This is a genomic window from Dactylosporangium cerinum, from assembly GCF_042653625.1.
GTDB lineage: Bacteria > Actinomycetota > Actinomycetes > Mycobacteriales > Micromonosporaceae > Dactylosporangium > Dactylosporangium cerinum.
Genome location: NZ_JBHSIU010000004.1, coordinates 378,000 through 400,784, shown reverse-complemented (window position 1 = coordinate 400,784; position 22,785 = coordinate 378,000). Strand labels below are relative to the sequence as shown.

Genomic DNA, 22,785 nt, shown 5'->3' with positions numbered 1-22,785 from the left:
GAGGATCTCGACTACTAGGAGGCCAGCGTGCCTGAAGCGACCATCGATACCGGTAATACCGCCTGGTTGCTGGTTTCGACAGCGCTCGTGCTGCTCATGACGCCGGGTCTGGCACTGTTCTACGGTGGCCTGAACCGTTCCAAGGGCGTCCTCAACATGATGATGATGAGCTTCTCGACGATCGGGCTCGTCAGCATCCTCTGGCTGTTCTACGGTTTCTCGGCGTCGTTCGGCACCGACACCGCGGGTGGCTTCATCGGTAACCTCGGTGACTACCTCGGTTCGAAGACCTACACGGACCTGTTCTGGGGTGCCACCGACGACAACCCGAGCGGCATCGGCATCCCGACCTACGTGTTCATGGTGTTCCAGATGACGTTCGCCGTCATCACGGTCGCCCTGATCAGCGGCGCGATCGCCGACCGGGCCAAGTTCGCCGGCTGGCTGCTCTTCGCGTTCGGCTGGGCCACGCTGGTCTACTTCCCGGTCGCCCACAACGTGTGGGGCGGCGGCTGGATCTTCCAGAAGCTTCACCCGCTCGACTTCGCCGGTGGCACCGCGGTCCACATCAACGCCGGTGCGGCAGCACTCGGTGTGGCACTGGTCCTCGGCAAGCGCATCGGCTGGCCGCGGGAGAGCATGAAGCCGCACAACGTGCCGTTCGTCGCCCTCGGCGCCGGTCTGCTGTGGTTCGGCTGGTTCGGTTTCAACGCCGGTTCCGAGCTCACCGTCGACGGTGTGACCGGTCTTGCGTTCGTCAACACCCAGGTCGCCACCGCCGCGGCCGTGCTCGGCTGGGTCATCGTCGAGTGGATTCGTGACCGCAAGCCGACCCTGGTCGGTGCCTCGTCCGGTGCCATCGCCGGTCTGGTCGCGATCACCCCCGCCTGTGGCTTCATCGACTCGTGGGCCGCCGTCCTGCTCGGCCTCGCGGCCGGTATCCTCTGCGCCCTCGCGGTCAGCCTCAAGTACCGCTTCGGCTTCGATGACTCGCTCGACGTCGTGGGTGTCCACTTCGTCGGTGGCTGGCTCGGCTCCCTGGCCCTGGGCTTCTTCGCCAACTCGGACCTCAACTCGGCGATCACCGACGTTGTCGGCGCCAAGGACGGTCTGTTCTTCGGTGGTGGCGCGGCCCAGCTGGGTGCGCAGGCCGGTGCGAGCGCTATCGTGACGGTCTACTCGTTCGCGGTCGCCTTCGTCCTCGCCTTCATCATCGAGAAGACGGTCGGCTTCCGGGTCACCGCCGAGGCCGAGGTGGAGGGCATCGACATCGCGGAGCACGCCGAGAGTGGCTACGACCTGAACAACCCGGGCAGTGGCAGCGGCGCGGCCGGCGCCTTCGCTCTGGCCGGGATCGGTAAGGGTGCATCAGAGGCACCGGCGGCACAAGCCCCGGCGTCTGAATCAGTTGCCGGTTAGCGTCGAGGGATGACGGAGGGAATGGGCATGAAGCTGGTGACCGCGGTCATCAAGCCGTACCAGCTCGACGCGGTGAAAGAGGCCCTGCACGCACTTGGTGTGGCCGGCCTGACCGTGAGCGAGGTTCAGGGATACGGACGTCAGAAGGGCCACACCGAGGTCTACCGCGGTGCGGAGTACACGGTGGAGTTCGTCCCGAAGATCCGCGTCGAGATCGTCACCGACGAGCTGGACTTCGAGAAGGTCGTGGACGCCATCGTCACCGCCGCCCGCACCGGCAAGATCGGTGACGGCAAGGTGTGGGTCACCTCGGTCGACGAGGTCATCCGGGTCCGCACCGGCGAGCGCGGCCTCGACGCGCTCTGAGGACTGAACACACCTGAATACTGATCACATGACACAACCGTCGGCGCCCGTTCCGGTCCTTTCCACCGGGGCGGGCGCCGCCGCGCGGGCCGCGCGCTCCGCGGCGCTGGACGCCTGGCTCGCCGCTGTCTACGACTCGGTGGGCGGTTCTTCAACGGGGTTCGCCCTGGTTGCGGTGGGTGGGCTCGGACGGCGCGAGTGCGCCCCGCGCAGCGACCTTGACCTGGTGTTGCTGCATGTCCCGGAGCACTCGGCCGCTGCCGACGAGCTCGGCACCCGGATCTGGTATCAGATCTGGGACGCCAAGTTCGCCCTCGACCACTCGACCCGGACCCCCGAGCAGGCCCTCACGCTGGCCCGGGAGGACCTGAAGGTCGCCCTCGGGCTGCTCGACGCGCGGCTGGTCGCCGGCGACGCCGCCCTGCTGGCCCGCCTGCACACCGACGCGGTCGCGCAGTGGCGGCGCGAGGCCCGCCACCTGCTGCCCTCGCTGCGGGCGCTGACCCAGGCCCGCTGGGACTCCCACGGGGAGCTGGCGTTCCTGCTCGAGGGCGACGTCAAGGAGTCCCGCGGCGGGCTGCGCGACGTGGGCGTGCTGCGTGGCATCGGCTTCGCCGGCGTCGCCGACGGCCCCCGCCCGCCGGTCCGCGGCGCCTACCGCAATCTGCTCGACGTCCGCGACGCGCTGCACGCGGTGCGTGGCCGCCGGGTCGACCGGCTCCTGGCCCAGGACCGCGACGAGGTCGCCGAGCTGCTCGACCTCGGCGACCGCGACGAGGTGCTGCGGCGCATCGCCGAGGCGGCCCGCACCATCGCCTATGCCAGCGACGACGCCTGGCGTGCGGTGGAGCGCTGGTCGTCGCCCGGCACGCGCGGCCACGCGGAGCGCCGGCCGCTCGCCCGGGACGTCGTCGAGCAGCACGGCGAGGTGGTCCTGGCGCGGGCCGCGGTGACCCCGCGGCCCGATCCGACGCTGCCGCTGCGGGTCGCCGCCGCCGCGGCCCGGGCCGAGCTGCCGATCGCGCACGCGACCCTGGAGTGGCTCGGCGGGTTCGCCGCGCCGATGCCCCAGCCGTGGCCGGCGCCCGCCCGGGACGCCCTGCTCACGCTGCTGGGCAGCGGCCCCTCGATGATCTCGATCTGGGAGGCCTGCGACCGGTACGGCCTGGTGGTGAACTGGCTGCCCGAATGGGCCCGGGTCCGCAGCCTGCCGCAGCACAGCCCGGTGCACCTGTTCACCGTCGACCGGCACCTGGTCGAGACGGCCCGGCACGCGGCGAAGCTGTCCCGCGACGTCGACCGCCCGGACCTGCTGGTGCTCTGCGGGCTGCTGCATGACGTCGGCAAGGGCCTGGCCGGCGACCACAGCACCGTCGGCGCGCCGATCGCGGCCGACATCGCGTCCCGGCTCGGCCTGCCGCCCGGCGACGTCGAGCAGGTCGAGAAGGTCGTCCGGCTGCACCTGCTGCTGCCGGACACCGCGACCCGCCGCGACCTCAGCGACCCGCAGACCATCGCCGGGGTGGCCGCCGCCGTCGGTGACGCCTCGACCCTCGCCGTGCTGCACGCGCTCGCCCGGGCCGACGCCGCCGCGACCGGCCCCGGCGCCTGGTCGGACTGGAAGGGCCGGCTCATCGCCGACCTGGTCAGGCATGTCGAGCGGGCCCTGGACACGGGCGTGGTGGCCCCACCGCCCTCGCCGGCCGCGGCGCTGCCGTCACCGTCGAAACTGCCGGCGGTGACGATCGAGACCGACACGGTGTCGGTGACGGCACACGACCGGCGTGGGCTGCTCGCCGCGGTGGCCGGCTGCCTGTCGCTGCACCGCCTCGACGTGGTCACCGCCGACACGATCAGCGCCGGCGGCCTGGCCAGGATGGTCTGCGCGGTCCAGCCCCGGTATGGCGGCGAGCTCGACAAGGAGGCGATCGCCAGCGACCTGCGCCGCGCCGTGCTCGGCGAACTGCCCGTCGCCGAGCGGCTCGCCGCCCGGGAGCGCTCCGCCAGGCACCGCAACGCCGTGCCGCCGCGGGTGGTGTGGCAGCCACCGGCCGCCGCGACCGCCGCCACCGTCCTGGAGCTGCGCGCCTCCGACACGCCCGGCCTGCTCTTCCGGGTGGCCCGGGCCCTGGAGGACGTCGGCGCCGACGTGCGTTCGGCGCGCATCTCGACCCTGGGCGGCGAGGTCGTCGACGCCTTCTACCTGGCCGGTGAGCTGTCCGCCGACGACAAGGCGCGGGTGCAGGACGCCGTGCTACAGGCGGCAACCCCCGTGTAGCGTCGGTTACCCTTTGCAGCAGCGCCTACCTCGAGGACGGATTCGTCGTGTTTGACACCCTGAGTGACCGGCTCTCCGGCATCTTCTCGAAGCTGAAGAGCAAGGGCAGGCTCACCGACGCTGACGTCGACGCCACCGCGCGGGAGATCCGCCTCGCGCTGCTCGAGGCGGACGTCGCGCTGCCGGTGGTGAAGGACTTCATCGCCCGGCTCAAGGAGCGCGCCCGCGGCGCCGAGGTGTCCAAGGCCCTCAACCCGGCCCAGCAGGTCATCAAGATCGTGCATGAGGAGCTGGTCGCGACGCTCGGCGGCGAGGCCCGCCGGCTGCAGTTCGCCAAGACCGCGCCGACCGTGATCATGCTGGCCGGCCTCCAGGGCTCCGGCAAGACCACCCTGGCGGGCAAGCTCGCCCGCTGGCTCAAGGCCCAGGGGCACCAGCCGCTGCTCGTCGCCTGTGACCTCCAGCGCCCCAACGCCGTCAACCAGCTGCAGGTCCTCGGTGGCCGGGCCGGCGTGGAGGTCTACGCCCCGCAGCCCGGCAACGGCGTCGGCGACCCGGTCAGCGTCGCCCGCGAGTCGATCGAGCACGCCCGGCGGCAGATGCGCGACATCGTGATCGTCGACACCGCCGGCCGCCTCGGCATCGACGCCGAGATGATGCAGCAGGCCGCCGACATCCGCGACGCGGTCGACCCCGACGAGGTCATCTTCGTCATCGACGCGATGGTCGGCCAGGACGCCGTCACCACCGCGACGGCGTTCCGCGACGGCGTCGGCATCACCGGCGTGGTCCTGTCCAAGCTCGACGGCGACGCCCGCGGTGGTGCCGCGCTCTCCGTCCGCCACGTCACCGGCCAGCCGATCATGTTCGCGTCGACCGGTGAGAAGCTCGAGGACTTCGACGTCTTCCACCCCGACCGGATGGCCTCGCGCATCCTCGGCATGGGTGACGTGCTCACCCTGATCGAGCAGGCCGAGCTGGCGTTCGAGGACGACCAGAAGGAGCGGATGGCCGCCAAGCTCATGGGCGGCGAGTCGTTCACCCTCGAGGACTTCCTCGAGCAGCTGCAGGCGGTGCGGCGGATGGGTCCGATCGCCAACGTCCTGGCGATGATGCCCGGCATGGGCCAGATGAAGGACCAGCTGGCCGAGATCGACGACAAGCACTTCGACAAGGTCACCGCGATCATCCGCTCGATGACCCCGGGGGAGCGCACCAACCCCAAGATCCTCAACGCGTCCCGCCGGGTCCGCATCGCCAACGGCTCCGGCGTCACCGTCACCGACGTCAACCAGCTGCTCAACCGCTTCGCCGACGCGCAGAAGATGATGAAGCAGATGGGCGGCATGATGGGCCTGCCCGGCGGCCGCCGCAAGGCCACCAAGTCGCCGAAGAACAAGCGCAAGGACGCCAAGGGTGGCAAGGGCGGCGGCGCCCGGCAGCCGCGGCTCGGCGGCGGGATGCCGCAGCTGCCGCCCGGCTTCGACCCGGCGGCCATGGACCCCAACGCGGCGGGCCTGCCGGCCGGCTTCAAGCTGCCGAAGCTCGACTTCTCGAAGCTGCAGAAGCGTGACAAGGACTCCTGAGGCACTGCATGTCCGGGGCGTGCTGCTCCCGGACGACACGACGACCGACCTCTGGCTGGTCGGGGACCGGGTGACCCTGGCGCCGGTGCCGGGCGCCGTGACGATCGCCGACGGCGGATATGTCCTGCCCGGGCTGGTCGACGCGCACTGCCACCTGGGCATCGCGCCCGGCGGTCACCCGTCCGCCGGCGTCGAGGCCGCGCGTGAGCTGGCCCTGATCGACCGGGCCGCGGGCGTCCTGGCGATCCGCGACGCAGGCTCGCCGATCCCCTATCCGATGCTCGACGACGACCCGGAGATTCCCCGGCTGGCCAGGGCCGGCCGGCACGTCGCCCCGCCCAAGCGCTACCTGCGCGACATCGGCGTCGAGGTGGGCGCCGCCTCCCTCGCCGAGGAGGTCACCCGGCAGGCCGGGCTCGGCAACGGCTGGGTGAAGCTCGTCGGCGACTGGATCGACCGGGGCGTGGGCGACCTCGCCCCCGCCTGGGATCTCGAGTCGATGGCCGGCGCCGTCGCCGCCGCGCACGCCGTGGGCGCCCGGGTGGCGGTCCACACCTTCGCCGAGGAGTCCGTGGCCGCGCTGGTCCGGGCCGGCGTCGACTCGGTCGAGCACGGCACCGGGCTGGCAGGCGACGACATCGACCTGATGGCCCGCCAGCGCACCGCGCTCGTCCCGACGATGATCAACATCGCCACGTTCGGCGGGATCGCGGCTTCCGCCGAGGAGAAGTTCCCCGGGTATGCCCGGCACATGCTTGCGCTGCGCGACCGGTTCCCGTCGGTGGTGCGCGCCGCGCACGAGGCCGGCGTGCCGATCTACGTCGGCAGCGACGCCGGCGGCGGCATCGCGCACGGCCTCGCCGCGCAGGAGATGCTGCTGCTGCACCGCGAGGCCGGCATGCCTGCGCTGGACGTGCTGCGGGCCGGCTCGTGGGGCGCCCGGGAGTGGCTGGGCTTCCCCGGGCTGGTCGAGGGTGGCCTCGCCGACCTGGTCGTCTATGACGGCGACCCGCGGCTCGACCTGACCCAGTTGCTGCACCCGCGGCGGATCGTCCTCAAGGGCCGGGTCGTGGGGTGACGCTGAGCTTCGGACGGGCGGTCCTGCACCGGCACTTCGCCCGTGACACCCTGGTGTGGGCGCCCGTCGCCCGGGTCGTGGCCGACGACGAGCTCGGCCTGCGGCTCTGGATGGCGACCGGCAGCCCCCTCATCCGCGAGGTCACCGTCGACGGGCGGGGCCCCCGTGAGATGCCGTTCGCGGAGTGGGTACAGACGCCGAAAAAGATCATTCAGGACGTCTACCGCGGGCCGAGCACGCTGAAGTTCAACCCGCGGGGCGCGGCGTATTCGGTGTGGTGGCTGTTCGACCCGGCCGGGCGCTTCCGGGCGTGGTACGTCAACCTGGAGGAGCCGTCGGTCACCTGGGACGACGGTGCCGTGGCCGGCGTCGACCTGACCGACCAGGACCTGGACATCTGGGTCTGGCCGGACCGGCGCTGGGACTGGAAGGACGAGGACGAGCTCACCGAGCGCCTCGCCTTCCCCGAGCACTACTGGGTGGACGACGAAGCGGCCGTGTGGGAGCAGGGCCGGCGGGTCGTGCCGGCGATCGAGGCCGGCGCGTGGCCGTTCGACGGCACCTGGACCGATTTCCGGCCGCCGGCCGACTGGAGCGTCCCGCCACCCGTCACGGAGGGCTGGGACCGACCGAGGGAGCGCGGTTGAGCGTCAGGTTTGTGCCCGGACAGGTCGTCATGCACCGCAACGTGCGACTGGGCCGGCTCGGCTGGGTGCGCCCGGCCAGGGTGGTCTCCGACGACGAGCGCGGGCTGCTGCTGTGGATCGCGCGGGGCACGCCGGTCGTCAACGAGGTCTCCGGCGACGGGTTCGGGATGCGCACGATGCCGTTCGCGGAGTTCGTGACCCGGGGCACGACGCTGAAGCACGGCACCTGGGACGGGCCCGGCGTGCTCAAGCTGCACCGGCCCGGCGACCCGTCGCACTCGGTCTGGTGGTTCCACAACGACGAGGGGCGCTTCGCCAGCTGGTACGTCAACCTGGAGCGGCCCGCGATCCGGTGGAGCGACGAGGGCGGCGCCGCCGGCCTCGATGTCACCGACTGGGATCTCGACATCGTGGTGGCGCCGGACCGGTCGTGGCGCTGGAAGGACGAGGAGGAGTTCCTGGAGCGCCTCGCCCTGCCGGAGCATTACTGGGTGCCCGACGAGGCCTTCGTGCGGGCCGAGGGCGAGCGGGTCGTGAAGGAGATCGAGGCGGGCGTGTTCCCGTTCGACGGCACCTGGACGGATTTCACGCCACCCGCCGACTGGACACTGCCTTCGCTTTCGCCGGGCTGGGACCGGCCACCCGCCCCTCGGTTTTTGCGGTGAGTAGCGGGTCTGGCACAATGGACGGCTGGTATCAGGTTTCGCGTCGAGCCCTCTAACCCGGCGTCGGGTCCTTTCCATCAGAGCAGAGCCGAAGGCGCCAATCCCCACGGTGTCCGGACGTTCGCTCGGCTTCCACACAGATCCAGGAGCGAGCAAACAAAGTGGCCGTCAAGATCCGGCTCCTGCGGATGGGCAAGATCCGCAACCCGCAGTACCGCATCGTCGTCGCCGACTCGCGCACCAAGCGTGACGGTCGGGCGATCGAGTTCGTCGGGCTCTACCACCCGAAGGAGGAGCCCTCGCGCATCGAGGTCAACTCCGAGCGCGTGCAGCACTGGCTCTCGGTCGGCGCGCAGCCGAGCGACGCCGTGCGGGCGATCCTTTCCAAGACCGGTGACTGGCAGCAGTTCAAGGGCCTGCCCGCACCGGCCGAGCCGCTGAAGGTCAAGGCCGTCGCGCCCGACCGCCGGGCCACCTACGAGGCCGAGGCGCAGGCCGCCGCCGGTCTCGCCGAGGCACCGAAGGCGAAGAAGGCCGAGCCGAAGAAGAAGGCCGAGGCTGCGGCCGAGGCCCCGGCCGCGCAGGCTGAGGAGCAGACCGGTGCCGGCGCCGGCGCGGAGGCCTGACGTGCTGCGCCCCGCGTTGGAGCACCTGGTCAAGGGCATCGTCGACAATCCTGACGATGTCCGCGTCCGCATGGTCGACTCCCGCCGCGGTCAGCGCCTCGAGGTCCGCGTCAACCCGGAGGATCTCGGCACGGTGATCGGTCGCGGTGGTCGCACCGCGAAGGCTCTGCGCCAGGTGATCACGTCGATCGGTGGTCGCGGCGTCCGCGTCGAGATCGTCGACGCGTACTGATCCATGCTCCTCGTCGTCGGTCAGATATTTCGTGCGCACGGCGTCCACGGCGAGGTCGTGGTCGACATCCGCACCGATGATCCGGCAGATCGTTTCGCCGTCGGGTCGGTCCTGGTGACCGACTCGACGGCGGTCCGGCATCTGCAGAACGTGCCCGCCACGGCGTGGCGGCCGCCGGCGAGCGTCACGGTCGAGTCGGTCCGCCCCCACCAGGGCAAGCTGCTCATCGTGTTCGACGGCATCTACGACCGCAACCTCGCCGAGGCCATGCGCGGCGTGCTGCTCTGCGTCGACAGCGCCACCATCCCGGCCCCGACGGACCCCGACGAGTGGAACGATCACGACCTCGTCGGCCTCGCCATCGTCGACACGGCGGGGGAGAAGCTCGGCGAGCTACTGCGCGTCGACCACGCGCCCGCGCACGACCTGCTGGTCGTCCGGCTCACCGACGGCCGCACCGGCCTGGTGCCGTTCGTCCGTGAGATCGTCCCCGAGGTCGACGTGCCCGGCGGGCGGATCGTCGTCACGCCGCCGGAAGGCCTGTTCGACCTATGAAGGTCGACGTCGTCACGATCTTCCCGGACTATCTCGCCCCGCTGGACCTGTCGCTGATCGGCAAGGCCCGCGGCACCGGGATCCTCGAGCTCGCGGTGCACGACCTGCGCCGCTGGACCCACGACGTGCACCGCACCGTGGACGACACGCCCTACGGGGGTGGTCCCGGCATGGTGATGCGCCCCGAGCCGTGGGGTGCCGCGTTGGATTCGCTGGCCACCCCCGACACGCATCTGATCGTGCCGTCGCCCGCGGGTGCGCCGTTCACCCAAGCTCAGGCTCGTGCGCTTTCGGGCGATTCGCACCTTTTGTTCGCCTGCGGGCGGTATGAGGGAATCGACCAGCGGGTGATCGACCACGCGGCCACCCGGATGCGGGTCAGCGAGGTCTCGCTCGGTGACTACGTCCTCTTCGGTGGCGAGGTCGCGGTGCTGGTCGTCCTCGAAGCGGTCACCCGCCTGCTGCCCGGGGTGCTGGGCAACGCCGACTCGCTGGTCGAGGAGTCGCACGCGGCGGGCGTGCTCGAGGCGCCGATGTACACCAAGCCGCCGACGTGGCGCGGGCTCGACGTGCCGGACGTGCTGCGCTCCGGCGACCACGGCAAGATCGCCCGCTGGCGGCGGGAGGAGGGACTGCGGCGCACTGCTCAGCGGCGTCCCGACCTCCTCGAGGGGGCCGGATTTCAGGTTCCGGGCGTCGATGTGGCAAAGTAGTGGGGTTGCTGCGGGCTGACGCCTGCGCACCTCATGATCATCTTTACGTTCGCGCGCCACTGATTCGGGCGTGCCTTGAGTGACGAGGAACTGCCGCGATGAACACGCTGGACGCGCTCGACGCAATGTCGCAGCGGACCGATATCCCGAGCTTCCGTGCCGGTGACACCATCAAGGTGCACGCACGGGTCGTCGAGGGCAACCGGTCCCGGGTCCAGGTCTTCCAGGGCGTCGTGATCCGTCGCCAGGGTGACGGCCTGCGGGAGACCTTCTCGGTCCGGAAGGTGAGCTTCGGCGTCGGCGTCGAGCGCACCTACCCGGTCAACAGCCCCGCCGTCGACCGCATCGAGGTTGTCACCCGCGGTGACGTGCGCCGGGCCAAGCTCTACTACCTGCGCGACCTCCGGGGCAAGAAGGCCAAGATCAAGGAGAAGCGCGACACCAGGGTCGGCTGAGCCGCACCTTTGATCGACTTCCTTCGAGGAGGGCCCGGGATCGGGTCCTCCTCGAAGTCGTTCACCCTGAAGACTCGCTTTCCGGTCAACCGGGGCTGGGCTCCCCAATTTGGTCTTGTGCCTCTAGGCTGACGCCGATGGCAAGCGACTATGGCCGCGATGGTTACGACGATCGCGGCGATGACTTACACCCACGCCGCCGCCCCCTCGATCAGGAGGGCGGGGAGCGTGGGCAGCCCGGTTTCGGCGGAAACACCTATCCGGACCACGACTACTGGGGGCAGCCGAGCGAGGGTGCCCAGCAGTCGACCTTCGACGCCTGGGGGCGTGGCGACGCCCGTGCGGCGCACCGTGGGGGCCCGTCCGACGGGCGCGACCCTTCCGACGGGCGTGGTTCCTCCTCCGATGGGCGTGGCCCGTCCGATGGGCGTGGGCCGTCCGATGGGCGTGGGTCCTCCGATGGGCGTGGTTCCTCCGAGGGGCGTGGCTCCGCTGAGGAGCGCGGCGATTGGAACCGGCCGAGCCGGTCGTGGGAGGACCCCTACGGTGACCGCGGCCGGGGCCGCTGGGACCGCGACGAGCCGCCGGTGGTGCGCGACCGTGCCTTCGACGACCGGGGCTATGACGAGCGCGGCTACGACGCCAGGGGTTACGACGAGCGTGGCTACGACACGCGCGGCTACAACAACCGTGGCTATGACGACCGGGGCTACGACGACCGGGGCTATGACGCCCAGGGATACGACGACCGCGGTTACGACGACCGGGGCTACGACGACCGGGGCCGCTACGACGACCGCCGCTCCGGCCCCCAGGGCGCGTCGCGCGGCTACGACCGTGGCCGGGGCGCCTCGACCAGGACGCGCGGCGGCTACGACGACGACAGCTCCGCCACCTCGTGGCGCAGCAAGGTCCGCAAGAAGCGCAAGAACATGCCCCTGTGGCAGGAACTGCCGCTGCTGCTGATCGTGGCGTTCTGCCTGGCGGTGCTCATCCGCACGTTCCTCGTGCAGGCGTTCTTCATCCCGTCGGGCTCGATGGAGGAGACCCTCCTCGTCGGCGACAGGGTGCTGGTCAACAAGGTGCTGTATGACATCCGCGAGCCCATGCGCGGTGAGGTCGTCGTGTTCGAGGGCCCGGCCAACTGGGCGCCGGAGAACCAGGTCGACAAGGACGCCGGCTTCTTCGCCGAGCTCGGCCGCACCGTCGGCGACCTCGTCGGCTTCAGCCAGCCCGGCGAGAAGGACTTCATCAAGCGGGTCATCGGGCTGCCCGGCGACACCGTCTCCTGCTGTGACGTGCAGGGCCGGGTCTTCGTCAACGGCTACCCGCTGGACGAGTCGGCGTATGTCTACGAGGACTCGCCCCTGGATGCCACCCCCAACCCCAAGCAGTGCACGGCCCGCCGGTTCGGGCCGATCAAGGTCGAGCCAGGGCAGATGTTCGTGATGGGCGACCATCGCGGCGTGTCGCAGGACTCCCGGTGTCAGGGCCAGGTGCCGATCGACAATGTCATCGGGCGGGCCTTCGTCATCCTGTGGCCGAGCGGGCGGTGGGGTTGGCTACCGGTGCCCGACACATTTAAGAACGTGCCGAAGAGCGCGTCCGGACCGGCGGGTCCGAGAGTGACGAAAGCGCCTGAATTACCTTTGGTGCCCGATATGGTGCTTGCCCCACTCGCGGTTTCTCTCACGGTTTCGACCCGTTCGGCGCGTCAGGAGCGGTTGAGGCGTCGGCGTTGGTGACGAACACGTACCCTTCAGGGCGTGATTGACGAGCAGACCAAGCGCCCCAACACGTTTTGGCGCGAGTTGCCAGTGCTTCTGGGCGTGGCGATCATCGTCGCTGTCGTGGTGCGGGCCTTCGTCCTGCAGACGTTCTACATTCCGTCCGAGTCGATGGAGAACACCCTCCTCATCCGCGACCGTGTGCTCGTCAACAAGCTCGTCTACGACTTCCGGTCCCCGCACCGGGGCGAGGTCATCGTCTTCGAGGCGCCCGACTCATGGCGGAACGACCCGTCCGAGGAGGACTTCATCAAGCGGGTCATCGCCACCGGCGGCGACCACGTGGTCTGCTGCGACGACAAGCAGCGCATCACGGTCAACGGCAAGGCCCTCGACGAGACCTACATCTACGCCGACGAGAGCGGGCTGCAGGACCTCCCCAGCGAGGAGCAGTTCGACGTCACGGTGCCGGCCGGGCGGCTGTGGGTGATGGGCGACCACCGGTCGAGATCCGGCGACTCGCGATACAACTTCCTGCGCCACAACAAAGATCCCATGCAGGCGACCATCTCCGAGGACGCCGTGGTCGGCCGGGCTTTCGTGGTGTTCTGGCCGTTCTCCAGAGCGAAATGGCTCAGTGTCCCGGACACCTTCGACAAGGTGCCGGCGCCGACCGCGAAGTAGGACGTCGTAGTCTCGTCGTATGACGCCCGACGGGGGACACATCGACCGCCGGGCCGCGCGGGTGCTCCTGCTGGACCCCGCCGGCCGGGTGCTGATGCTGCACGGCTGGGACCCGGCGCGCCCGTCGCACACCTACTGGTTCACCGTCGGCGGCGGCGTGGAGCCGGGGGAGTCCCTGCTCGACGCCGCGGTGCGCGAGACCTTCGAGGAGACCGGGCTGCGGTTCGACCCTTTGGAGCTGGAGGGTCCGGTCCGCACCGACACGGTGTCGTTCCCGTTCGACGGCGCGTGGTATGCGCAGGAGCAGTCGTTCTTCGTGGCGCGGGCCGACGGCACCACCGTCGACCTGTCCCGGCTCAACGAGGTCGAGCAGGGCTGCATCGACGAGGCCCGGTGGTGGTCCGCGGCCGACCTCGACGCGACCGACGAGCGCTTCTATCCGCCGGACCTGCCGTCACTGCTGCACTCGCTGGCGCCGTCAGTGTCGCCGTCGCCGTCGCCGTCGCCGTCGCCGGCGCGGGAGGTGGCGTGATGCTGGCGCCCCCGCGCACCGTTGTGCACCGCGCCGCCGGGCTGTGGGCCCTGGAGCGGGCGCTGCAGCGGCGTGGCTTCGACCGGGTCGGCGGCGCCGACGAGGCCGGCCGGGGCGCCTGCGCCGGGCCGCTCGTGGTCGCCGCGGTCATCCTCCCGCAGGGCCGGCGCGGCGAGATCGACGACCTCAACGACTCGAAGCTGCTCACCGCCGCGGCCCGCGACCGGATCTACGACGAGGTCGTCGCCCGCGCCACCGCGTGGTCGGTGGTCGTCATCCCTCCGGGTGAGATCGACCGACGGGGGCTGCACGTGTGCAACCTCGCCGGCATGCGCCGCGCCTTCGCCGGCCTGGCCGAGCGGCCCGACTACGCCCTCACCGACGGGTTCCGGGTCGACGGCCTCGGCGCGCCCGGCCTCGCCGTGTGGAAGGGTGACCAGGTCGCGGCCTGTGTCGCGGCGGCGAGCGTGGTGGCGAAGGTCACCCGGGACCGGATCATGAAGACGTTGCACACGACGTACCCCGAATACGGCTTCGACGAGCACAAAGGGTATTGCACGCCGGTGCACCAGGCCGCGCTCGTGGCGTATGGCCCGTGCGCCGAGCACCGTTTCTCCTACGCGAACGTGGCGGCGGTGGGGCAGCGGAGGCAAAGGCGCGGTAACGTCGGCGTGGCGCCCGGCGAGGCCGCGAGGGTGCCGGCGCAAGTGGGCGACAATGTGGCTATGGAAGGCGGACCGCGATGAGCGCCGAAGATCTCGAGAAGTACGAAACCGAGATGGAGCTCCAGCTCTACCGGGAGTATCGCGACATCGTCCGCCAGTTCTCCTACGTGGTGGAGACCGAGCGCCGGTTCTACCTGGCCAACCAGGTCGACCTGCACGTGCGCAACTCCGACGGCGAGGTCTACTTCGAGGTCGAGATGCACGACGCCTGGGTCTGGGACATGTATCGCCCGGCCCGGTTCGTGAAGAACGTCCGGGTGATGACGTTCAAGGACGTCAACGTCGAGGAGCTCGAGAAGCCCGACATCTCGCTGCCCGACAACGGCTTCGGCGGCTGACCTCAGCGTTCGCCGGTCCGGCGCCGGGCTACCGGCGCCGGGTCGGCTGCGTCGCCTTCGTGTAGAGGTAGTACCCACCGGCGATCACGATCAGGCCCAGGATCAGGTAGAACGTCAGGCCGAACACGAGTTTGATCAGCCACCAGGCAATCATCCCGATCACGATGATCCCGATGGTGGCCAGCACGACCCGCACGCCGTTCATCCGCCGATCTTCGCACAGTCGTCCACAAGGCCCGCGTTGTCCACAGGTTCGCGGGTGGGCGGTGGCCGGTGCCGGGCGGGATGGCGAGACTTTGCCGCATGCCGATGCGGATGTTCGCTCTTGTCCTGGTGGCGCTGTCGTTCTCGCTGCCCTCCATGCCACGCCACCTCGGGCCCGTTCGCTCCGGGTTTCAATGGCCGTTGGACCCGCCGGTGACCGTCACGCGCCGGTTCGAGCCGCCGCCCGATCCGTTCAAGGCCGGGCATCGCGGCGCCGACCTGCTCGGCACGGCCGGCGCGGAGGTGCGCAGCGCCGGCGCCGGCGTGGTCGCGTTCGCCGGCCTGGTCGCCGGGCGGCCCGTGGTGAGCGTGTCGCATCCGGGTGGCCTGCGCACCACCTACGAGCCCGTGGACGCCGTCGTGAGGGCGGGGACCGTGGTGGTGGCCGGGACGCCGCTCGGTGCCCTGCGGGCGGGTCACGCCGGCTGCCCGGCGGCCGCCTGTCTGCACTGGGGGTTGCGCGCCGGCGACGTGTACCTGGACCCGCTGAGCCTGCTGCACCGGGGCCGGGTCCGGCTGCTGCCGGTCAGCGGCCCAGGAGTTTCGGCAGGCCCTCGACGAGGCGCTGGAAGTCCTCCTCGCGGTTGTAGACCTGCGCCGACAGCCGCAGGTAGCCCTGACCGCGCCAGGAGTTGAGGGCGACCTCGGTGGTGAGTTCGTCGGAGATCCGGCGGCGCAGCGCGACGACCGCCGCCGGGTCGCCCGCCGTGCCCGGCGGCAACGGCACCAGGGCCATCGGCAGGCCCGTGCTCGCCGGGACGGCGACGTCCAGGGCGGCGGCGACGAGGGCCTGGCCGTGTTCGGCGAGGGCGACGTTGTGCCGGCGGACGGCGTCGACGCCGAGGGACCGCAGGACGAACAGGCCCACGGGCGCGGCGAGCCACGGCGTGTAGTCGCGCGCGCCGACCCATTCCAGGTTGTCGGGGAAGCCGGCGAGCTGGCTCCACGACACCGCCAGCGGCCGGATCCGCTCCCGCCAGCGGGCCGCCACCGTCAGCAGGGCCGTGCCCCGGGGCGCGTAGGCCCACTTGTGGAAGTTGCCGACCCAGAAGTCCGCGCCGGCGCCGGCCACCGGATCCGGCAGGATGCCGGGCGCGTGCGCCGCGTCGATCAGGATCGCGACCCGCTCGCCGGCCCGGCCGCGGACCGCCTCGACGATCCGGCGGACCGGCAGCACCCGCGCGGTCGGCGAGGTGATCTGGTCGACGATCACCAGCCGGGTCCGGCCGGTCACCGCGTCCAGGACCGCCCCGACCGCGTCGTCGTCCTGGGCGGTGAGGGGCAGGCGGGCGACGCGCCGGCTCGCGCCGGTGCGCCGGCAGAGCTCGTCCACGGCGAGGTCCACCGCACCGTACCCATGGTCGGTGGTGACGACCTCGTCGCCGGTGCCGAGGTCGAGCCCGGCCAGGACGATGGCGACGCCCGTCGTGGCGTTCTCCACGAGGGCCGTGCCGTCCGGGTCGGCGCCGATGAACGCGGCCAGGTGCCGGCGCACGTGCGCGACCCGCTCCTCCAGCCCAACGCTGAAGAACCTCGGCGGGTTGGCCTCCATCTCGTCGCGCAGCCGCTGCTGGGCCCGCTGCACCGGGATCGGCGCCAGACCGAACGAGCCGTGGTTGAGCTGCGCGACCGCTGCGTCGTTGGAGAACAGCAGCCGCGCGCCGGGAATCGGCTCAGGAGCGGACACATCCACGATCTTAATGTCCTGCCGGGCTCCGTCCGGGCGGGTTTGCCGTCAGGCGCGTGGGTGAGCCTGGTCGTAGGCGCTGCGGAGCCGCTCGATCGAGACGTGCGTGTAGATCTGCGTGCTCGCGAGGGAGGCGTGTCCCAGCAGTTCCTGGACCGAGCGCAGGTCGGCGCCGCCTTCGAGGAGATGGGTGGCGGCGGAGTGGCGCAGGTCGTGCGGGGAGGTGTGCGGCAGGCCGGCCGCCCTGGCGTGGCCGTCGACGAGGCGGCGGGCGGCGGTGGGCTGCAGGCGGCCGCCCCGGGCGCCGAGGAGCAGGGCCACGCCGCTGGCGCGGGTTGCGAGGGCCGGGCGGCCGTGCCGCAGCCATTCGGTGAGCGCCTGTTCGGCGGGCAGGCCGTAGGGCACGGCGCGTTCCTTGTCGCCCTTGCCGATGACGCGCACGACGCGGCGCATCCGGTCGACGTCGCCGACGTCGAGGCCGCACAGCTCGCTGACGCGGATGCCGGTGGCGTAGAGCAGCTCCAGGACCAGCCGGTCGCGCAGGCCGACGGCGTCGTCGCGGCCGGCCGGCGCGGTCACGAGGCTCTCCGCCTGGTCGGCGCGCAGCACGGTCGGCAGGTCACGGTGCGCCTTCGGGCTGGCGAGGCGCTGCCCGGGGTCGGCGGCGAGCAGGCCCTCGCGGTGCCCCCAGGCGGTGAACGTCCTGGCCGCCGCGGCGTGCCTGGCCAGGCTGGTCCGGGCCGCGCCGGCGGCGCGCCGGCGGGCGAGCCAGCCGCGGAGCACGGCGAGAGTCAGGTCGCCGGGGGTGTTCGTGCCGGCGCGGGCGGCGTGGTCGAGCAGGGACACAACATCGCCGACGTAGGCGCGGACGGTGTGCTCGGAGCGGTTGCGCTCTGCGGCAAGGTGCCTGGCGAAGTCGTCGACCGCGGCGCGCATGGCGTCGGGCAGGCCCTCGTGGAGGGCGCTGGTCGCCTTCTTCGCCGCCGGTTTCGTCGTTTCCGGCTTCGCTGCCGGCTTCTTCATTTCCGGCGGAGCTGGTCTTCGAGGAACCGTTCGATCAGGCCGCGGACCACCGCCGCCATCGTGAACCCGTGCTCGGCGCACCAGGCGCGCAGCTCGGCGTGGCGCTCCGCGGGCAGGCGGAACGTGACGAGCTGGCTCTCCTCGCCGGCCGGAAGGGCGCCGCCGAGGGCGCTGTGCGCGCCGCTCAGCACGCCGGCCCGCAGCTCCACGGCGGCGGCGAGCAGGTTGCCGCCGGTGGCCTGGTGGGGCGCGCCGCGGTCGAGGAGCCAGGCGGTGATCTCCTGGCGGGTGGTGGCGGGGAGCGTCTCGAGCAGCTCCACGAGCTTGTCGGCGGGAGCGGTCATGTCCTACACGATAGCGCCCGCTATCTCGCTGGCGGCATCGATGGGCCACATTTCGACGACCCGTACCCCCTGGATCTCTTCCAGCAGGCTGGGCAGGGAGCGGTCGATCACCACGCCGGGGACGCTGACCGTGAACTCGTCCGTCGCGACCGTGCCGTCCCGGCTCAGCACCCGCATCTGCCGGATGTCCACGCCGAGCCGGCCCAGCAGCGTGGTGACCTGACCCAGGGAGCCGGGGCGGTCGGGCAGTTCCACGATCACGTGACGTAGCGACATGGGCCAAGCCTGACGACGCAGCGTTTCCATGCAGTTACGACGCCACGTCGGCGGCCTTTCGGGCTGATTGTTGACTGCGTCCGTGGAATCGTTGACGATGTCAACTATGACTATCGCGGCGGTACGGGAGTTCAACCGCTACTACACGAACCTGATCGGGGTCCTGCGGGCCGGCCTGCACGACTCGGCGTATTCCTTGGCCGAGGTGCGGGTCCTGTACGAGCTGGCGGTCGACCGGGCACACGACACCGCGGAGCTGCGGCGGCTGCTGGACATCGACGCGGGGTACCTGAGCCGGATCCTGGGGCGGCTGGAGGCCGACGGGCTCGTCGCGCGGTCACGCTCCGCCGCCGACGCGCGCCGACGCCGGATCGAGCTGACGCCGGCCGGGCGGGCGGCGTTCGAGGCGCTGGACGCGCGCTCCGAGGAGCAGATCGGCGGGCTGCTCGCGGCCGTCGGCGAGGTCGACCGGCGGCGCCTGGTCGGTGCGATGGACACGATCCGGTCGGTGTTCGAGGGTGTCCTGCCGGCCCGGACCGTCGTGCTGCGCGGGCTGTTGCCCGGCGACCTCGGCTGGGTCGTGCAGCGCCACGGGGCGCTCTATGCCGCGGAGTACGGCCTCGACGCCACCTTCGAGGCGCTGGTCGCCCGGATCGTGGCCGACTTCGCTGCCTCGCACGACCCGCGGACCGAGGCCGGCTGGATCGCCGAGGTCGACGGCACGCCGGTCGGCTCGATCTTCTGCGTGCGCGCCGGCGACGGAGTGGCCAAGCTCCGGCTGCTGTTCGTGGAGCCGTCGGCGCGCGGGATGGGCGTCGGCAACGCTCTGGTGGAGGAGTGTGTGCGCTTCGCGCGGCGGGCCGGATACCGGGAGATGGTGTTGTACACCCAGGACGTGCTGACCGCCGCGCGGCGCATCTACCAGCGGGCCGGGTTCGTGCTCGACAGCGCCACGCCGGCGTCGGTGTACGGCGTGGAGGTCGTCGAGGAGCAGTGGCGGCTTCGGCTGGTCTGACCTGGTCCTTCGCCGTCTGCTCCTGGTGCTTTCGTGGCCTGCTCCTGGTGCTTTCGTCGTCCGTTCCTGGCGCCTTCGTCGTCTGCTCCCGGTGCTTTCATTGTCTGCTCCCGGTGCTCTTCGTTGTCGGTTCGTTGTCCACAAGCGGTCCGTTGTCCACAGGTTCGCCGCGCGCGCCCGCCCGCGTTCCGTGACCCGCGGCAGGCTTCCCCACATGACGAACACCAACCAGATCGTGGGCCGCTATGGCGAGCGCCTGGCCGGCCGGCACCTCCTCGCGCGCGGCCTGGTCCTGCTCGACCGCAACTGGCGTTGCCCGTCCGGCGAGCTCGACATCGTCGCCCGGGACGGCCCGGTGCTGGTGTTCGTGGAGGTGAAGACCCGCCGCAGCGGCAGGTTCGGGGTGCCGGCCGAGGCGGTCGGCGCGGACAAGGCCCGCCGCCTGCGCCGGCTCGCCGCGCAGTGGCTGGCCGCACACGCCGCCGGCGACCGCCGGGAGATCCGCTTCGACGTGGTGAGCGTCCTGCTCGGCGGCACCACCGTCGGCGTCGAGCACCTGCGCGGGGCGTTCTGATGGGCTACGCGAAGATCCGCTCGGTGGCGCTGCAGGGCGTTGTCGGGCAGGTGATCGTCGTCGAGGCCGACGTCGCCCCCGGGCTGCCGAGCCTCGTGGTGTCCGGGCTGCCCGACGCCGCGCTCACCGAGGCCCGGGACCGCATCCGGGCCGCCGTGCACAACTCCGGGGCCACCTGGCCGCAACAGCGCATCACGGTCAACCTGCTGCCGGCGCACGTGCGCAAGCACGGCTCCGGGTTCGACACCGCCATGGCCCTCGCGGTCCTCGCGGCGGGCGCCAATCTGCCGACCAGCCTGCTCGTCGACGCCGTGGTCCTCGGCGAGCTCGGCCTGGACGGCACCCTCCGGCCGGTGCGCGGAGTGCTGCCCGCCGTGCTCGCGGCGAGCCGGGCCGGCGCCGGTCTCGTCGTCGTCCCGCCGGGCAACCTCGAGGAGGCGCGCCTGGTGCCCGACGTCCGCGTCCGCGCCGCCGACTGCCTCGGCCGGATCATCGGCTTCGTGCACGGCACCGAGTCCCTGCTCGACCCGCCACCCGCGCCACCGGCGGCGCAGCGGGCACCGGCCGACCTCGCCGACGTCCTCGGCCAGGAGCGTGGCCGCCGGGCCGTCGAGCTCGCCGCGGCCGGGCGGCACCACCTGGCGATGTTCGGGCCGCCCGGCGCCGGCAAGACGATGCTCGCGCAACGACTGCCCGGCATCCTGCCCGAGCTCACCGAGGAGGAGTCCATCGAGGTGACGGCGCTGCACTCGGTCGCGGGCGCGCTGCCGCCGGGCGGTGGACTGATCCGCCGGGCGCCGCTGCAGGCACCACACCACACCGCCTCGATCGCCGCGCTGGTCGGCGGCGGCTCCGGCATCGCCAAACCCGGCGCGATCAGCCTCGCCCACCAGGGCGTGCTGTTCCTCGACGAGTGCGCCGAGTTCGCCGCCAGCGCGCTCAACGCGCTCCGCGAGCCGCTGGAGCACGGCGAGGTCCGGCTGCGTCGGGTCCACGGCGAGACCGTCTACCCCGCCAACGCCCAGCTGGTCCTCGCCGCCAACCCGTGCCCGTGCGCCAGGCCCGGCGGCGACGCGATGTGCCAGTGCCCGCCGGGGGCGCGCATCCGGTACCGGTCGCGGCTCTCCGGTCCGCTGCTGGACCGGGTCGACCTGCAGGTCGACGTCGTCGCCGTGCGCTCGGCGGCACTCTTCGACACCGAGCCGGCCGAGTCCTCGGCGACCGTCGCGGCCAGGGTCGTGCGGGCCAGGCAGGCCGCGGCGCACCGGTGGGCACCGCACGCCCGGTCCAACGGGGACGTCCCGGCGACCGTGCTGCGCGGCCGGCGGTTCCGGCTGCCGCGCACCGTGCTGCAGCCGCTCGCCACCGCGATGGACCGCGGCCAGCTGTCCGCGCGCGGCCTGGACCGCACGACCAGGGTCGCGTGGACCGTGGCGGACCTCGACGGCCGTGACGTCCCCGTCCTCGACGACGTCTACGAGGCACTCGAGATGCGATCCAGGAGCGGGCGATGAGCGCCGACGACCGGGCGGCCCGCCTGGCGCTGGCCCACCTGGTCGAGCCGGGCAGCCGGGAGCTCGGGCTGCTGACACGCCGGGTCGGCGCGCCCGAGGCGCTGCTCATGGCGGTGCACGGCGGGGTCAGCGAGTCCCTGGCGGGCGCCGTCCGGGCCCGTCTGGACGCCGCCGGCCTGGGCCCGCACACCGGCTCCGCCGACACCTGGGCGGAGCGGATCGCAACCACCCTGGCGGACGCGATGACCGAGCGGGCCGGCGAGCTCGGCGCGCGGATCGTCACCGCCGCCGACGACGAGTGGCCCCTCGCGCTCGACGACCTCACCCGGATCAGCCAGGAGGGCGCCGACGTGCTCCGCCGCGACACCGATCCGCCGCTGTGCCTGTGGCTGCGTGGCCCGGTCCGGCTCGAGGAGACCATGGAGCGCTCGGTGTCGGTGGTCGGGGCCCGCGCCGTGACCAGCTATGGGCAGTTCGTCGCATCGGAGTTCGCGTTCGGGCTGGCGGAGCGGGGATGGACGGTGGTGTCCGGCGGCGCGCTCGGCGTCGACGTCACCGCGCACCGGGGCGCCCTCGCCGCGGGCGGCGTCACCTGCGCCGTGCTCGCCTGCGGCATCGACCAGGTGTATCCGGTGTCCAACTCGGCCGTGTTCGAGAGGATCGCCGAGGAAGGGCTCCTGCTGACCGAGTGGCCACCGGGCACCCGGCCGCACAAGACCCGGTTCCTGACGCGCAACCGGGTCATCGCGGCAGCGACCCGTGGCACCGTCATGGTCGAGGCGGGTTCCCGCAGCGGCGCCCGCAACACCCTGGGTTATGCCCGGCGGCTGCAGCGCTCGCCCATGGTCGTGCCCGGCCCGGTCACCTCGGCGATGTCGGTCGGCTGCCACGTGGAGCTGCGCACCCCCGGCACGGTGCTGGTCACCCGGGTCGAGGAGATCGTCGAGGAGATCGGCCGCGTCGGCGAACTCGCCGAGCCGATCCACGGCGACGCGCGCCCGGAGGACGCCCTCGACGCAACCCAGTCCCGCGTCCTCGACGCCGTGGCACCGCGAGCGGTCCGCTCGGCGGAGGAGATCGCGGCGATTGCGGGCGTGGCGGGCCGCGACGCCCGGCGGAGCCTGCCGGTGCTGGAGCAGCACGGGTTCGTCGTGCGCACCACCGGCGGCTACCGACTCGCCTCCCGGAGCCGCCCCTGACGCCGATCGAGAGCCCGATCGTCCTGCCGCCCGGCGCCTGGGACAGTCACTGGCTCACGCTCGGAGCTGGCTTGGCTTGGCCTGGCTGGGCTTGGCTTGGGCTGGGCTGGGCTGGGCTTGGCTTGGCCTGGCTGGGCTTGGCTTGGCCTGGCTGGGCTTGGCTTGGGCTGGGCTGGGCTGGGCTGGGCTGGGCTGGGCTTGGCTTGGCCTGGCTGGGCTTGGCTTGGGCTGGGCTTGGCTTGGGCTTGGCTTGGGCTGGGCTT

General features: G+C 71.9%; 27 protein-coding genes. 22 read left to right on the top strand and 5 right to left on the bottom strand.

Features of this window, described 5'->3' with window-relative positions; all coding sequences use genetic code 11:
• Window positions 1-27 precede the first annotated feature (27 nt).
• From ACFPIJ_RS02785 to ACFPIJ_RS02705, 17 genes are all read left to right on the top strand, one after another.
• Window positions 28-1,419 carry an ammonium transporter gene (locus tag ACFPIJ_RS02785; protein WP_380112954.1) on the top strand — a complete coding sequence of 464 codons (1,392 nt, stop codon included), beginning with the start codon at window positions 28-30 and terminating at the stop codon, window positions 1,417-1,419.
• Window positions 1,420-1,446: 27 nt separating this feature from the next.
• Window positions 1,447-1,785 carry a P-II family nitrogen regulator gene (locus ACFPIJ_RS02780; RefSeq protein WP_033358035.1) on the top strand — a complete coding sequence of 113 codons (339 nt, stop codon included), beginning with the start codon at window positions 1,447-1,449 and terminating at the stop codon, window positions 1,783-1,785.
• Window positions 1,786-1,813: 28 nt separating this feature from the next.
• Window positions 1,814-4,063 carry a [protein-PII] uridylyltransferase gene (locus tag ACFPIJ_RS02775; RefSeq protein WP_380112953.1) on the top strand — a complete coding sequence of 750 codons (2,250 nt, stop codon included), beginning with the start codon at window positions 1,814-1,816 and terminating at the stop codon, window positions 4,061-4,063.
• Between the two features lie 47 nt (window positions 4,064-4,110).
• Window positions 4,111-5,649: a signal recognition particle protein gene (gene ffh, locus ACFPIJ_RS02770; RefSeq protein WP_380112952.1), complete on the top strand. Its 1,539-nt coding sequence runs from the start codon at window positions 4,111-4,113 to the stop codon at window positions 5,647-5,649.
• Window positions 5,633-6,727 carry an amidohydrolase family protein gene (locus ACFPIJ_RS02765; protein ID WP_380112951.1) on the top strand — a complete coding sequence of 365 codons (1,095 nt, stop codon included), beginning with the start codon at window positions 5,633-5,635 and terminating at the stop codon, window positions 6,725-6,727. The genes ffh and ACFPIJ_RS02765 overlap by 17 nt, the downstream gene beginning before the upstream one ends.
• Window positions 6,724-7,374, top strand: coding sequence for a ribonuclease FAU-1 family protein (locus ACFPIJ_RS02760; RefSeq protein ID WP_380112950.1), 651 nt, complete (start codon window positions 6,724-6,726; stop codon window positions 7,372-7,374). Before ACFPIJ_RS02765 ends, ACFPIJ_RS02760 begins: the two co-directional genes overlap by 4 nt.
• A gap of 29 nt (window positions 7,375-7,403) precedes the next feature.
• A complete protein-coding gene (locus ACFPIJ_RS02755) occupies window positions 7,404-8,039 on the top strand; it encodes a ribonuclease FAU-1 family protein (RefSeq protein ID WP_380113075.1) in 636 nt (211 codons plus the stop codon).
• A gap of 161 nt (window positions 8,040-8,200) precedes the next feature.
• The gene (rpsP, locus tag ACFPIJ_RS02750) at window positions 8,201-8,665 is read left to right on the top strand and encodes a 30S ribosomal protein S16 (protein ID WP_380112949.1); all 465 of its coding nucleotides are present in this window, start codon (window positions 8,201-8,203) and stop codon (window positions 8,663-8,665) included.
• Window positions 8,640-8,897 carry an RNA-binding protein gene (locus tag ACFPIJ_RS02745; protein ID WP_033357826.1) on the top strand — a complete coding sequence of 86 codons (258 nt, stop codon included), beginning with the start codon at window positions 8,640-8,642 and terminating at the stop codon, window positions 8,895-8,897. The genes rpsP and ACFPIJ_RS02745 overlap by 26 nt, the downstream gene beginning before the upstream one ends.
• Before the next feature lie 3 nt (window positions 8,898-8,900).
• Window positions 8,901-9,452, top strand: a complete 552-nt coding sequence (gene rimM / locus ACFPIJ_RS02740) for a ribosome maturation factor RimM (RefSeq protein ID WP_380112948.1) — start codon at window positions 8,901-8,903, stop codon at window positions 9,450-9,452.
• Entirely contained in the window at window positions 9,449-10,165 is a 717-nt protein-coding gene (trmD, locus tag ACFPIJ_RS02735; protein ID WP_380112947.1) for a tRNA (guanosine(37)-N1)-methyltransferase TrmD, read from the top strand. Before rimM ends, trmD begins: the two co-directional genes overlap by 4 nt.
• 98 nt (window positions 10,166-10,263) lie before the next feature.
• On the top strand, window positions 10,264-10,620 hold the full coding sequence (gene rplS / locus ACFPIJ_RS02730) for a 50S ribosomal protein L19 (RefSeq protein WP_203846236.1): 357 nt from the start codon (window positions 10,264-10,266) through the stop codon (window positions 10,618-10,620).
• A 932-nt stretch (window positions 10,621-11,552) separates the two neighbouring features.
• Window positions 11,553-12,365 (top strand): signal peptidase I, encoded by an 813-nt coding sequence (lepB, locus tag ACFPIJ_RS02725; RefSeq protein WP_380113074.1) that lies wholly within the window; start codon window positions 11,553-11,555, stop codon window positions 12,363-12,365.
• Window positions 12,366-12,386: 21 nt separating this feature from the next.
• Entirely contained in the window at window positions 12,387-13,031 is a 645-nt protein-coding gene (gene lepB / locus ACFPIJ_RS02720) for a signal peptidase I (protein ID WP_380112946.1), read from the top strand.
• A 19-nt stretch (window positions 13,032-13,050) separates the two neighbouring features.
• Complete coding sequence (locus ACFPIJ_RS02715; RefSeq protein ID WP_380112945.1) at window positions 13,051-13,563, top strand: NUDIX hydrolase; 513 nt, start codon at window positions 13,051-13,053, stop codon at window positions 13,561-13,563.
• The gene (locus ACFPIJ_RS02710; RefSeq protein WP_380112944.1) at window positions 13,563-14,309 is read left to right on the top strand and encodes a ribonuclease HII; all 747 of its coding nucleotides are present in this window, start codon (window positions 13,563-13,565) and stop codon (window positions 14,307-14,309) included. The genes ACFPIJ_RS02715 and ACFPIJ_RS02710 overlap by 1 nt, the downstream gene beginning before the upstream one ends.
• Window positions 14,306-14,626 carry a DUF2469 domain-containing protein gene (locus tag ACFPIJ_RS02705; RefSeq protein WP_033357832.1) on the top strand — a complete coding sequence of 107 codons (321 nt, stop codon included), beginning with the start codon at window positions 14,306-14,308 and terminating at the stop codon, window positions 14,624-14,626. The genes ACFPIJ_RS02710 and ACFPIJ_RS02705 overlap by 4 nt, the downstream gene beginning before the upstream one ends.
• A 28-nt stretch (window positions 14,627-14,654) precedes the next feature.
• On the opposite strand, the gene ACFPIJ_RS02700 is transcribed toward ACFPIJ_RS02705, so the two are convergent.
• A complete protein-coding gene (locus ACFPIJ_RS02700) occupies window positions 14,655-14,831 on the bottom strand; it encodes a hypothetical protein (protein ID WP_380112943.1) in 177 nt (58 codons plus the stop codon).
• A gap of 155 nt (window positions 14,832-14,986) precedes the next feature.
• On the opposite strand from ACFPIJ_RS02700, the gene ACFPIJ_RS02695 reads away from it, so the two are divergent.
• The gene (locus ACFPIJ_RS02695) at window positions 14,987-15,526 is read left to right on the top strand and encodes a murein hydrolase activator EnvC family protein (RefSeq protein WP_380113073.1); all 540 of its coding nucleotides are present in this window, start codon (window positions 14,987-14,989) and stop codon (window positions 15,524-15,526) included.
• Here the strand turns inward: ACFPIJ_RS02695 and ACFPIJ_RS02690 are convergent.
• From ACFPIJ_RS02690 to ACFPIJ_RS02675, 4 genes are read right to left on the bottom strand one after another with little or no spacing between them, the layout of a single operon-like run.
• Window positions 15,417-16,577, bottom strand: coding sequence for an aminotransferase class V-fold PLP-dependent enzyme (locus ACFPIJ_RS02690; protein WP_380112942.1), 1,161 nt, complete (start codon window positions 16,575-16,577; stop codon window positions 15,417-15,419). The genes ACFPIJ_RS02695 and ACFPIJ_RS02690 overlap by 110 nt on opposite strands.
• A 48-nt stretch (window positions 16,578-16,625) precedes the next feature.
• Entirely contained in the window at window positions 16,626-17,600 is a 975-nt protein-coding gene (locus ACFPIJ_RS02685; protein WP_380112941.1) for a tyrosine recombinase XerC, read from the bottom strand.
• On the bottom strand, window positions 17,597-17,944 hold the full coding sequence (locus ACFPIJ_RS02680; RefSeq protein ID WP_203846229.1) for a hypothetical protein: 348 nt from the start codon (window positions 17,942-17,944) through the stop codon (window positions 17,597-17,599). The genes ACFPIJ_RS02685 and ACFPIJ_RS02680 overlap by 4 nt, the downstream gene beginning before the upstream one ends.
• Before the next feature lie 3 nt (window positions 17,945-17,947).
• Complete coding sequence (locus tag ACFPIJ_RS02675) at window positions 17,948-18,220, bottom strand: ACT domain-containing protein (RefSeq protein WP_203846324.1); 273 nt, start codon at window positions 18,218-18,220, stop codon at window positions 17,948-17,950.
• 106 nt (window positions 18,221-18,326) lie between these two features.
• Here ACFPIJ_RS02675 and ACFPIJ_RS02670 point away from each other — a divergent pair, with 106 nt between their 5' ends.
• From ACFPIJ_RS02670 to dprA, 4 genes are all read left to right on the top strand, one after another.
• Complete coding sequence (locus ACFPIJ_RS02670; protein ID WP_380112940.1) at window positions 18,327-19,235, top strand: bifunctional helix-turn-helix transcriptional regulator/GNAT family N-acetyltransferase; 909 nt, start codon at window positions 18,327-18,329, stop codon at window positions 19,233-19,235.
• Window positions 19,236-19,449: 214 nt separating this feature from the next.
• Entirely contained in the window at window positions 19,450-19,809 is a 360-nt protein-coding gene (locus ACFPIJ_RS02665) for a YraN family protein (RefSeq protein WP_380112939.1), read from the top strand.
• Complete coding sequence (locus ACFPIJ_RS02660; protein ID WP_380112938.1) at window positions 19,809-21,323, top strand: YifB family Mg chelatase-like AAA ATPase; 1,515 nt, start codon at window positions 19,809-19,811, stop codon at window positions 21,321-21,323. The genes ACFPIJ_RS02665 and ACFPIJ_RS02660 overlap by 1 nt, the downstream gene beginning before the upstream one ends.
• Entirely contained in the window at window positions 21,320-22,522 is a 1,203-nt protein-coding gene (gene dprA, locus ACFPIJ_RS02655; RefSeq protein ID WP_380112937.1) for a DNA-processing protein DprA, read from the top strand. Before ACFPIJ_RS02660 ends, dprA begins: the two co-directional genes overlap by 4 nt.
• The last annotated feature ends 263 nt before the right edge of the window (window positions 22,523-22,785 follow it).